Here is an 11,707-nt window from a genome sequence, read left to right as displayed (position 1 = left end):
TCCGGATGCTCCTTTAACCATTCAAGTATTTGATCTCGATAGGGATCTAACTTCTTACTTCTAGTCTGTAAAGACAATGTGAATTTGAAGAATTCATCTGGTTTCATTTTCCCATAATCAATCACCCTATTTCTAGAAATTTTGAGCTTTCTGGAGATTGCACTGTTAGAGAATCCTTCTTTACGCAATCTATGTATTTCATTGTAAACCATCCACTTTTCCACTTCCTATACCTCTCTTTCTATAGACTAGCTTCAGTATATAGAAAGTAGATTTTTTTGTGGAAAACTGTTGATTCTTATTTGTTGAAAGCTGTTGAATCTAGTTTAACGTTTACAACTACCTATTAATTTGTGAGTAAATTACTCATATTAAAATAAAAGGAGTCCTTATTCATTACATAATAAATAAACTTATATGATACTAAGTAATTAGCGTTAATGTATAGAATACTCTGAATAACTGGTGGTGGTTATTTTATACTATATTTTTATTTAGAAAACATTGGACAAAAATCATTAGTCTCAGCTACAATAGAGTAATAGAATACTAAAAAACGACCTATTTAGACAAAAATAGTATTAAAGAGTAGTATGACCTAAGAATTTTTTAAGAAAAACCGCGAAAAATGGATTAAATGAGGGAAAGGTGGGGAAACGATGGAGATTTATAGTGGTACCATCAACCTGCTTGAAAAAGGATTGAATTATTCATCTGCGAAAGGTAAAGCAATTTCGCAAAATATAGCAAATATAGACACACCTAACTATAAAACTAAGAATGTCAATTTTAAAGAAGTGTTTTCTAATGAGAAAAGTAAGGGTCTAGAAGCGTACAAGACTGACTCGAGGCATGTAGACTTTATGCATTCCACGACAAGTAAAACATTTGATATATCTAATTTGCGTTATCGACAAGATCGCAATGGTGTTGATATGGATAAAGAACAAGCGGATTTAGCTGCCAATCAAATATATAACTCCGCTTTAATAGAACGATTAAATGGGAAATTTAATTCTCTACAAAGTGTTATAAAAGGAGGACGTTGATTATGAGTATATTTCATAGTCTGAACGTATCGGCTTCTGCATTAACTGCTCAACGCCTACGTATGGATGTCATATCTTCCAATATGGCCAATGTCGATTCAACTCGAGGAAAGCAAGTTGATGGCGACTGGCAACCGTATAGAAGGAAAACTGTCACTTTACAACCGAAAGAAGGACAGTTTTCTTCATTCTTGCAAGCTGCAAAAGGAGTTCACTCACACGGTAACGCAGGAAATGGAGTGGTTGTAACACGTGTGAAGGAAGATCTGGAGACGCCGTTCAAATTGGTATTTGATCCCTCTCATCCAGATGCGAATGAAGAAGGTTATGTAGAAATGCCAAATATCGATCCTTTGCGTGAAATGATTGATTTAATGTCTGCAACGAGATCGTATGAAGCGAATGTAACCACGTTAAATGCAAATAAATCTATGTTGATGAAAGCATTAGAGATTGGAAGATAAAGTAGCACTAATTTAAATAGGAGTGAACTAGATGGCCTTACAATCAATTACAGGGGCTATGCCCGCCATGTCGATTCAGCAACCTGAAGTGAAAACCCAAAGAACACCTTTTGAAGCCCAGCAGAATTTCTCAGCAATGTTAAACAATGCGATTCATCAAGTAGATCAAACTCAAAAGGTCTCAGATACTATGACGACGAAACTTGTCAAAGGTGAAGATGTCGATTTGCATAATGTGATGATCTCGGCACAAAAAGCAAGTGTTGCTTTAAATGCAACAGTAGAAATGCGCAATAAAGTGGTAGAAGCATACCAAGAAATCATTAGAATGCCTGTCTAACAGATAGAAAGCACTAGGCGGAAAGTGATCAAACCTAGTGAGGCTGACCGGGGGATTAGAATGAAAGAAAGATTGACAAAGCTCAGAGCGGATCTCAAAGCTTTCTGGGAGAGTCGAACAAAAAACCAAAAAACTATTTATATAGCGACAACGGCCGGCATGATTATATTGGCGGTTTTTTTAACAGTGACTATGTCGCGCACTACATATGTAACGCTTTATTCAGAAGTGTCACCATCTGAAATTGGACGGATAAAAGAAGTCCTGGATGGTCAGGGGGTACCTTATCTAGTGGAGCCAGGAGGTACTGCAATATCAGTGCCTGAAAAACAATTGGATAATCTACGTGTATCGCTAGCGGCTGAAGGTTTCCCGGATTCCGGTCTGATCGATTATTCATTCTTCTCGGATAATGCTGGCTTTGGTACTACGGATAATGAATTTAATATGATTAAGCTCGCTGCGATGCAAACAGAATTAGCTAATCTAATAAAGGGTATAGAAGGTATTAAGGACGCAAAAGTGATGCTTACATTACCGACAGAGGGTATTTTTGTAAATGACACGACCTCAGAAGCTAGTGCAGCGATTATGTTGAAGACAAATCCCGGACAAAGCTTTTCAGAACAACAAATCACATCACTTTATAATCTAGTCTCAAAAAGCTTGCCTAATCTATCTAATGAAAATATCGTCATCCAGAACCAATATTTTGAGTACTTTGATCTAAAAGATTCAGGAAATTCTTATGGAGCAAGTGTGACTGATCAAATGGGTGTGAAAAAAACCATTGAACGCGACTTGCAACGACAAGTTCAAATGATGCTCGGTACGTTGATGGGACAAGATAAAGTAGTTGTATCCGTTACGACAGATATCGACTTTAAGAAAGAACAACGTGAAGAGAATCTGGTTACACCTGTAGATCCGGAGAACATGGAAGGTATTGCATTAAGCGTGCAACGGATAACGGAATCATTCTCAGGTACGAACCCGGCAGTGGGCGGTACACCTGAAGGAGAGGATCCGACTGATAATCGTACTACCTACGTTGAAGGTGAAGGCGGAGACGGAGATTACGAACGGCTCGAAGAAACGATTAATAATGAAGTAAATAGAATTAGAAAAGATATAGTAGAGAGCCCATACAAAATTAGTAACATCGGTATTCAAGTGATGATTGAACCTCCTACTGCGGACGATCCAACTTCATTGGCACCTGAAGTACGACAGGATGTTGAACGTATTTTAGAGACCATTGTACGTACTTCATTGGATACAGAAGTAGCTGGAGAATTAACAGAAGAAATACTAGCCGAGAAAATTGCGGTTTCCGTTCAGCCATTAAAAGGGAAAAATGTGATCTTTGAAGATGCTAAGACAAACATCCCTTGGTGGGTATATTTGATTGGCGGTGTATTGCTACTCGCAATTATTGTTCTGGTTGTACTGTTCTTGCGCAAGAGACGTAATGAAGCAGAAATGGAAGAAGAGTTAGCTGAGGAACATGCTCAGACTCAATTAGATTCAGTACAGGTCGATGACATTAACTTGGAACAAGAGACAGAAGCGACAGCACGCAGAAAACAGCTAGAAAAGATGGCTAAAGATAAACCGGAAGAATTTGCGAAATTATTGCGAACATGGATCACCAAGGAGTAACGGAGGGGTTTAGTTGGTTAAGAAAGATAAAGACATGTCAGGAAAACAAAAAGCTGCTCTTTTGCTTATCTCTTTGGGTCCTGAAGTTTCAGCTTCAATCTATAAGCATTTGAATGAAGAAGAGATTGAGCAACTGACGTTGGAGATTTCGGGTGTGAAAAAAGTAGAGTCCTCTGTAAAGGAAGAGATTATTGAAGAATTTCATAATATTGCTCTCGCGCAGGACTATATTTCTCAAGGTGGTATTGGCTATGCCAAAACAGTACTTGAAAAAGCACTTGGAAAAGACCATGCCCAAGCCATTATTAACCGTCTAACATCTTCACTTCAAGTGCGACCGTTCGATTTTGCAAGACGCGCAGAGCCATCACAAATACTAAACTTTATCCAAAATGAACACCCGCAGACAATTGCTTTAATTTTGTCATATTTGGAAGCGGAGCAGGCAGGATTAATCCTGTCACAGCTTCCGCAAGAAATGCAAGCGGATATCGCAAAACGAATAGCGACAATGGAATCGACCTCGCCTGAAGTAATCAGTGAGATAGAAGCAGTACTTGAACGAAAACTATCATCTACTGTTACCCAAGACTTTACTGAAACAGGCGGTGTAGACGCGGTCGTTGAAGTATTGAATGGTGTAGATCGTTCGACGGAGAAAACAATTCTGGATGCTCTTGAAATTCAAGATCCTGAGCTTGCCGAAGAGATTCGTAAAAGAATGTTTGTTTTCGAAGATATTATTACATTGGATAACCGCTCAATTCAACGTGTCATCCGTGATTGTGAAAATGAAGATTTGATTTTAGCGATGAAAGTATCTAGTGAAGAAGTAAAAGATATCTTATTCAAGAACATGTCACAACGAATGGCAGAGTCATTCAGGGAAGAAATGGATGTAATGGGACCCGTACGACTTCGTGACGTGGAAGAAGCACAATCCCGCATTGTAGGAATCATCCGCAGGCTTGAAGATGCAGGCGAGATTATCATAGCGCGTGGTGGAGGAGATGACATCATTGTCTAATTTGTTTCGGTCCGAGCGAACTGTAATGAATCAACGTCCCACAAAAGCAATTTCGATACGTAATTTGCAATCATTGGAACCTGAAGAAGAAGCGGAAGAGCCGGTTAGTACAGGCATGATGTTCATGGAACGCAATCGCTTGTTACAGGAGATGGAGCAACGTAAAAACATTGTAGATGCCGAAATAAAACAGCGATTGGAACAAGCGGCAGCGGATATCGAATCAATGCATGCAGCTTGGGCAAGGGAAAAAGAAGAATTACAGCAACGAGCATATGACGAGGGATTTCAAGTTGGATTCGATGATGGACGGAATAAAGCTATGGCGGAAATGCGTGAAATGATAGAGGCTGCGAACGAAACTACTACATTATCTTACGAGAACGCTACGCAATATTTAATCAATCAAGAACGAGTGATTTTGGATATCGGTATGAGCTCGGCGGAACGGATTATTAATAAAGTGATAGAAGAAGACGATGAGACATATTTATCGATCGTGCGGAAAGGAATTAAGGAAGCGCAAGATAGCAAAGAGATAAAACTGTTCGTCTCAATTGAACAGTTTAAAATGGTAACGACACATCGCTCTGAGCTTGCTTCGATCTTTCCACCCGAAACTCCATTCCTTATTTTCGTCAATGAAGATTTCAGTGCAACAGATTGCTTTATCGAAACGAACCATGGCCGAATCGTAGTGAGTGTAGACGAGCAACTGAACGAACTGAAAGAACAATTGGTGAAAATCATGGAAGATGGTGTGTGAATTTGAAAAAAGCTGAAGATCTAATTCCGATTATCCCAAATATCAACACACTGAAAAAGTATGGTCGAGTAATACGGGTTGTTGGATTGCTTATAGAATCAGAAGGTCCTGAGTCATCGATTGGGGATGTATGTTTCATCCATTTGAACATTCCGGAAGGGGGACGTTCCCTCATTCAAGCAGAAGTCGTAGGGTTTAGAGAAGAAATTGTTATGCTAATGCCTTACACAGATATTCGCAATATTTCAAGTGGCTGTCTAGTCGAAACGCTGGGCAAGCCTCTTGAAGTAAAAGTCGGTATGAATTTACTAGGACAAGTCCTGGATTCTTTAGGAAGACCTATTGACTCAAGTCCATTGCCTAAAGGTTTGGCAACTGTTCGCACAGAAAACAGTCCACCAAACGTTTTGACACGTCCTACTATTAACGACAAGTTAGCTGTAGGAGTAAAAGCAATCGATGGGATGTTAACGGTAGGCAGCGGTCAACGTGTAGGGATTTTCGCAGGTTCCGGTGTCGGCAAAAGTACATTGCTCGGGATGATCGCCCGTAATACGGAAGCGGATATCAACGTGATTGCACTTATAGGAGAACGTGGTCGTGAAGTTCGTGAGTTTATCGACAGAGATCTGGGGCCAGAAGGTTTAAAGAAAACAATTGTAGTCGCCGCCACTTCAGATCAGCCAGCACTTATGCGAATTAAAGGCGCTATGACAGCGACAGCGATTGCTGAGTACTTCCGGGATAAAGGGCTGAATGTCATGTTGATGATGGACTCAGTCACACGTGTAGCTATGGCGCAGCGTGAAATTGGTCTAGCGGTCGGGGAACCGCCTGCAACACGGGGATACACACCTTCCGTTTTCGCTATTTTACCTAAGCTTTTGGAACGTAGTGGTACTAATGAAAAAGGTGCTATTACCGCGTTTTACACCGTGCTGGTTGATGGTGACGATATGAATGAGCCGATAGCGGATGCTGTTCGAGGAATTCTCGACGGTCATATAGTCTTGGACCGTACGCTTGCCAATAAGGGTCAGTACCCCGCGATTAATATTTTGAAAAGTGTTAGTCGTCTGATGAATCATATAGCAGATCCTGAACATTTGAAAGCAGCCGCAAAATTACGCGAACTGTATTATGCCTACGATAAATCTGAGGATTTGATTAATATTGGTGCATATAAAAAAGGGACGTCACGTGAAATTGACGAAGCAATTGAATATGAACCGATCATTACCGATTTTCTAAAACAAAAATTTAACGAGAATATTCAATTGGAAGATACGGTAAATGAAATGATCGCGTTAGCTTCTGGAGGAGGAGAGCGCAGATGACTACTTTCTATTATCGTTTTGATAAAGTGCTGAATTTACGTGAACAAGAACGTGATGAAACAGAAATGGCTTATAAAGAAGCGATTGAAGAATTTGAAAAAATTGCAACGCAACTGTATGACCAGATGAAAAAGAAGGAAAATATCTTGGAAGAACAGCAGCAACGGATGACTACAGGTTTTTCCATTGATGATTTGCACAGCTACTCCCGATTCATTAACACACTTGACCTATCGATTGATCATATTCAGCAAGAAGTGATGAAGTCTCGTTCGAAAATGAATTGGTATGAATCTCAATTGCTCGAGAAAAATATCGAAGTGAAGAAGTTTGAGAAAATGAAAGAAATCGGGAAACAACAACATAATGTCGAGATGGAACACGTAGAGACAAATCGCATTGACGAACTATCGACAATGAAGTTTCGTTCAAGAGAAGATAGGTGGTAAAGTGGCTAAATTAAATAAGAAAAAAGAGGTTGGAGAATCAATGGACAGGCAAAGTAAAAAGTCTATTGGCTTTTTCCAAATATTGCTCGCATGGATTATCATCCCTCTTATGTTCACGACGGCTGTTGTTCTAATTATAGCCAAAGTAGCCGATGTAAACGTCTTTGATGAGGCGAAAGAGTGGACATCAAAAGTTCCATTTCTTGAACAAAAAACACCTGATGAAAAGATCGAGGGTGATCTAATACTGGAAGAACGAGTCATTTCTCTTCAAGCGGAGATTCAAGAAAAAGAAGCGCAATTATTTGAAGTTCAAGATGAGCTCACACAAGTAAAAGATTCGAATGAAACACTTGTGATCGAGAAAGAAAAGCTGAATGAAGAAATCGAGAAATTAAAACTTGCGCAAAGTGAATCGAAGCGTGATTTTAAAGAAATTATCACGACGTATGAGCAAATGTCGGCTAAATCTTCAGCTCCTGTCATTACAAAAATGGGAGACGCGGAAGCTGTTCAAATATTATCTAGTCTAAAGCCCGCTACTTTAGCAGCTATACTAGAGAAAATGTCCCCTGAAGATGCTGCTAAATATACTTCTATGCTTACAAAGTAGTATAATAGTAATTGAGGGAGGTGGAAAAGTGAATTTAGGGCTACTAAAGAATGTAGGTTCGCCAAGCATACTTATGAAATCATCCACTTCAACAGCAACTATTGAAGGAGAGCGATTTGGGGAAGTGTTTCAGAATCACCTGTCTGCTAGTGCTGTTCCTGTTAAGTCGCAAATAAAAGGTGTGGATCAAGAGTTAACTAAACTACTCGGTGAAGTTCTTAACGCTGATTCTTTGGGAGAGCTAGAGCAGTCTGTTAAATCTCCAGCTATTGCCCAATTAGTAAAAGAAACAGGGATGCTACAAAATACTCCAGTTAAGTTAACTGATCTATCAAACTTAGAGAAATTACCTAGTCTGCAACAATTAGCACATATTATTAGTGAAAAACCTGATAAACTAATAGAAACAATTACAAACGTCCTAGAAGATGCCGGTATGTCCAAAGAACAACTGGATCAGATGGCCGCAACAGAAGATATTTGGTTCGCGCTCGATGTTTTACAGAAATTACCTACTGAAAAAATTCAAGCTGCTATAGAGAACATACCACCTAAAGACTCAGTGGAATTGATGGTATTACTTAAAGCAATTGAATTAGCAGCACCCGAAATGGATTTATATACAAAACAAGAAGATCTCGTGAAAACGATTCAGCCGATTCTTTCACAATTTTCAAGTCAACTGGAACAAACGACCGTACAACCTCTAAAAATTCCACCGGCTATGCAACATATCATTCGGTTCATGACAGAACAATCTTCCGCAGACACAATGCAACAAGATCAACAGTCGAGGCCTAGTGAAACAGTAGCTCCGGTTTCAATCGCTTCACAGACTGGTACAACGCCGGTATTCCAAATGAACGCTTCAGAGAAAGTTCCGGAAAGTCGAAGTGAAGCTTTGATGCGTGAATTCCAAGCTGTGCTAAATCGAGCAAATTTTGGTCAGACGAATGGAATGAACCGTATTTCAATCAAGCTGTACCCAGAACATCTCGGGCAAGTCCGGATTGAATTGCTGGAAGTGAATGGTGTAATGACTGCGAGAATCTTAGCATCCACTGCGATGGCACGTGAAATGCTCGACAGCCAAATGCATCAGTTGCGACATGCCTTCAATCAACAGAACTTACAAGTAGAGCGAATCGATTTATCACAAACGTTACAAGATCCGTCAAAGAGTGATCGAGAACAGGCATTCAATAAGCAAAATCAGCAACAAAAAGATCAAGCTGCAAAACAACATGAAAATCAAAATGAACAGGAACAAACATTCCGAGAATTCATGATTGAACTGGAGGTGTAAACATTGCCAGAAGGAACAAATGCTGCAACAACGAAAAATGCGATCACTGACTCGATGTATTTAGTCAATAAGCAACGGGATCAGCGAAAAACGGGACCCGATACAATGGGAAAAGACGCATTCATGAAAATCTTGATTGCCCAGATGGCAAACCAAGATCCAACGAACCCAATGAAAGATACAGAATTTGTCGCGCAAATGGCGCAGTTTTCATCATTGGAACAAACTATGAACTTAGCAAAGGCATTTGAGAAGTTCGCAGATTCACAAAATCAGAGTCAGTTAATTCAGTACAATAGTTTCGTAGGAAAAGAAATACGTTGGCATGAAGTATCAGATAAAAAAGGTGAAGACGACCAGCCGATCATCAATGAAGGAACTGGCATTATACAGTCAATCAAGTATATCGACGGTTCAGTAATCTTCACGATGGCGGATGGTAAGGAATTATCACCTGGAAACATTTCTGAAGTAATGGGCAATGGATCTAATTCAGGCTCTGGAGCAGTCGGTCAACCAAACAGTCTAGTACAAGCCAGTATGCTGATTGGGAAGACAGTGGGCTATATGGAAGGCGAAGAAGAACGTACGGGGAAAGTCATATCTGTTACAAATAAAGAAGGCAGTCTACATTATGTATTACAAGACGGTACGAAGATTGAAGGCAATCAATTTACAACTATCAGTGAATAATTGAATGGAGCGATGTCATGAACAAGATCAATGCCCATCGCATTCCATCACCGCCACTCATACGCCAAGGACAGATACAAGCGCAATCTAAGCAGTCATTCCTTGAACACTTACAGCAAGCGACGCAGCCAGAGAAATTAAAGATTAGTAAACATGCGAACGACCGGTTGCAAGAACGTGGCATTCAAATGACCGACGCAGAATGGGCGCGTATCTCAGAAAAAGTAGACGAGGCGAAGAGGAAAGGAATCCGTGACTCACTCGTGTTGACTGATCAAGCCGCACTCATTGTTAGTGCAAAGAACTCAACCGTTATCACCGCGATGAACCGCATGGAAGCGAAAGATCAACTATTTACGAATATAGACGGCACGATACTACTCAGCTAAACACGGCAGGACCTTAACAGGATGCCAACTGCACCGCCGACTGAATGACGCGGTGCACTCTAAAACCGAGAGGGGAAACTATTTATGATTCGCTCAATGTACTCAGGAATTTCTGGACTAAAGAACTTCCAAACGAAATTAGATGTAATTGGTAACAATATTGCTAACGTGAATACGTATGGCTTTAAAAAGGGGCGTACGGTATTTAAGGATTTGTATTCGCAGACTGTGGCAGGGGCTACTGGTCCTGGTGATACTAGAGGTGGGGTGAATCCTAAGCAAGTGGGATTAGGAGCGCAGTTAGCAACTATTGATACAATGCATAGTCCTGGATCTACACAATTTACAGGTAACACGCTAGATTTAGCTATTGAAGGAGACGGTTTTTTTATAGTTGAGGATGGAAATGATGAAAAATTATATACTCGTGCAGGAAATTTTTATCTTGATAAAGATGGAAATATCGTGGATGGAGATGGAAGATATCTTTCTAAAGAGGGCGGAGGTTCAATTGAAGTGCCTCTAGAAGCAACATCACTTTCAATTGGGCAAGATGGTGTAGTTAAATATGTACTTGATGGAATTTTAGAAGGTGAAGATGTCGTGGCGTTAGCCAAGTTTTCAAATCCAGGCGGTTTGACGAAAATTGGTGGAAACTTATATCAAGAAAGTGCTAACTCAGGAGTAGCGGAAGATGGAACGGGAGCACCATTAATAGATGGCCGAGGTGCAATCAAATCCGGCTCCCTAGAAATGTCCAACGTAGACCTTTCCGAAGAATTCACAGAAATGATCGTTGCACAACGTGGTTTCCAAGCCAATACACGGATTATCACTACGTCAGATGAAATCTTACAAGAACTAGTAAACTTGAAACGATAACATAGCATAGTTTGAAAAGGAGGATCGGGCCGGCCTTGGCCTGGCCCCTTACATATGATTAAAGTGACAAGATTGAATCAAACGACTTTCACACTAAACGCATTGTACATAGAGAGAGTCGAGTCGTTTCCAGATACGACGATTACGTTGACGACTGGATCAAAGTACGTGGTTCTGGATTCAGCCGAAGAAGTAAACAGCCGAATCATTGAATTTTATCAAGCGGTCCAGCTACTATCCAATCCGCATATCCGGGGTGATGAAGAAGATGAAGAATAAATTATTGACGATTTCATTGATCATTTTAGTGAGTATTACGTTGATCGGTGTCGTGGCGGTCGTATTGATATTGAATTTCAATAAAGACAGTGATGGAGAAGAAAAAGCACCGTCAATTGATGAAATTATTGAGTCATCAGTGGATATGGAAGAAATTACAACGAACTTGTCTGGCCGTAATTTTGTCCGTATATCTCTGAAAATCCAGACAGACAGTAAAAAGGCAGCGGAGGAATTGACGAAACGCGATTTTCAAGTGAAGAACCTAGCTATTCAAGAGCTGTCGGAAATGACTACAAAAGATCTTGAAGGGAAAGCGGGGAAACAGCAATTTGAAGACACTATAAAAGCGAAGTTAAACGAGCTGATGCAAGATGGTGAAATACAAAAGGTGTATATTGTTTCATATATCATCCAGTGAGGGCTGGAGTGATCTACGAGAGATGTATGC

15 protein-coding genes are annotated in these 11,707 nt (G+C 40.2%); all 15 read left to right on the top strand.

The genetic code is table 11. The annotated features are described in order from the left end of the window. Positions 1 to 659: 659 nt before the first annotated feature. The 15 genes from flgB to fliL all read left to right on the top strand — a co-directional run bounded on the left by flgB (position 660) and on the right by fliL (position 11,677). On the top strand, positions 660 to 1,049 hold the full coding sequence (gene flgB, locus H605_RS0105025) for a flagellar basal body rod protein FlgB (RefSeq protein WP_029053214.1): 390 nt from the start codon (positions 660 to 662) through the stop codon (positions 1,047 to 1,049). 2 nt (positions 1,050 to 1,051) lie between these two features. After that, a complete protein-coding gene (flgC, locus tag H605_RS0105020; RefSeq protein ID WP_029053213.1) occupies positions 1,052 to 1,513 on the top strand; it encodes a flagellar basal body rod protein FlgC in 462 nt (153 codons plus the stop codon). 31 nt (positions 1,514 to 1,544) lie between these two features. Continuing rightward, positions 1,545 to 1,853 (top strand): flagellar hook-basal body complex protein FliE, encoded by a 309-nt coding sequence (gene fliE / locus H605_RS0105015; RefSeq protein WP_029053212.1) that lies wholly within the window; start codon positions 1,545 to 1,547, stop codon positions 1,851 to 1,853. A 60-nt stretch (positions 1,854 to 1,913) separates the two neighbouring features. Beyond that, a complete protein-coding gene (fliF, locus tag H605_RS0105010; protein ID WP_029053211.1) occupies positions 1,914 to 3,515 on the top strand; it encodes a flagellar basal-body MS-ring/collar protein FliF in 1,602 nt (533 codons plus the stop codon). 13 nt (positions 3,516 to 3,528) lie between these two features. Next, the gene (gene fliG, locus H605_RS0105005) at positions 3,529 to 4,542 is read left to right on the top strand and encodes a flagellar motor switch protein FliG (RefSeq protein WP_029053210.1); all 1,014 of its coding nucleotides are present in this window, start codon (positions 3,529 to 3,531) and stop codon (positions 4,540 to 4,542) included. Further along, positions 4,535 to 5,308 (top strand): flagellar assembly protein FliH, encoded by a 774-nt coding sequence (gene fliH, locus H605_RS0105000; protein WP_029053209.1) that lies wholly within the window; start codon positions 4,535 to 4,537, stop codon positions 5,306 to 5,308. The genes fliG and fliH overlap by 8 nt, the downstream gene beginning before the upstream one ends. Then, on the top strand, positions 5,305 to 6,645 hold the full coding sequence (gene fliI, locus H605_RS0104995; RefSeq protein ID WP_029053208.1) for a flagellar protein export ATPase FliI: 1,341 nt from the start codon (positions 5,305 to 5,307) through the stop codon (positions 6,643 to 6,645). The genes fliH and fliI overlap by 4 nt, the downstream gene beginning before the upstream one ends. Beyond that, a complete protein-coding gene (gene fliJ, locus H605_RS0104990) occupies positions 6,642 to 7,094 on the top strand; it encodes a flagellar export protein FliJ (RefSeq protein ID WP_029053207.1) in 453 nt (150 codons plus the stop codon). Before fliI ends, fliJ begins: the two co-directional genes overlap by 4 nt. A 1-nt stretch (position 7,095) precedes the next feature. After that, positions 7,096 to 7,707: a MotE family protein gene (locus H605_RS0104985; protein ID WP_029053206.1), complete on the top strand. Its 612-nt coding sequence runs from the start codon at positions 7,096 to 7,098 to the stop codon at positions 7,705 to 7,707. 28 nt (positions 7,708 to 7,735) lie between these two features. Next, positions 7,736 to 9,013: a flagellar hook-length control protein FliK gene (locus H605_RS0104980; RefSeq protein WP_029053205.1), complete on the top strand. Its 1,278-nt coding sequence runs from the start codon at positions 7,736 to 7,738 to the stop codon at positions 9,011 to 9,013. A gap of 3 nt (positions 9,014 to 9,016) precedes the next feature. After that, positions 9,017 to 9,706 (top strand): flagellar hook assembly protein FlgD, encoded by a 690-nt coding sequence (gene flgD, locus H605_RS0104975; RefSeq protein WP_029053204.1) that lies wholly within the window; start codon positions 9,017 to 9,019, stop codon positions 9,704 to 9,706. Positions 9,707 to 9,723: 17 nt separating this feature from the next. Further along, positions 9,724 to 10,095, top strand: coding sequence for a TIGR02530 family flagellar biosynthesis protein (locus H605_RS0104970; protein WP_029053203.1), 372 nt, complete (start codon positions 9,724 to 9,726; stop codon positions 10,093 to 10,095). Positions 10,096 to 10,179: 84 nt separating this feature from the next. Beyond that, positions 10,180 to 10,977: a flagellar basal body rod protein FlgG gene (gene flgG, locus H605_RS0104965; RefSeq protein WP_029053202.1), complete on the top strand. Its 798-nt coding sequence runs from the start codon at positions 10,180 to 10,182 to the stop codon at positions 10,975 to 10,977. Between the two features lie 54 nt (positions 10,978 to 11,031). After that, a complete protein-coding gene (locus H605_RS0104960; protein WP_029053201.1) occupies positions 11,032 to 11,256 on the top strand; it encodes a flagellar FlbD family protein in 225 nt (74 codons plus the stop codon). Further along, positions 11,246 to 11,677, top strand: a complete 432-nt coding sequence (gene fliL, locus H605_RS0104955) for a flagellar basal body-associated protein FliL (RefSeq protein WP_029053200.1) — start codon at positions 11,246 to 11,248, stop codon at positions 11,675 to 11,677. The genes H605_RS0104960 and fliL overlap by 11 nt, the downstream gene beginning before the upstream one ends. The last annotated feature ends 30 nt before the right edge of the window (positions 11,678 to 11,707 follow it).

It is taken from the genome of Sporosarcina ureae DSM 2281 (assembly GCF_000425545.1).
Classification (GTDB): domain Bacteria; phylum Bacillota; class Bacilli; order Bacillales_A; family Planococcaceae; genus Sporosarcina; species Sporosarcina ureae.
This window is presented reverse-complemented; position numbering and strand designations above follow the sequence as displayed.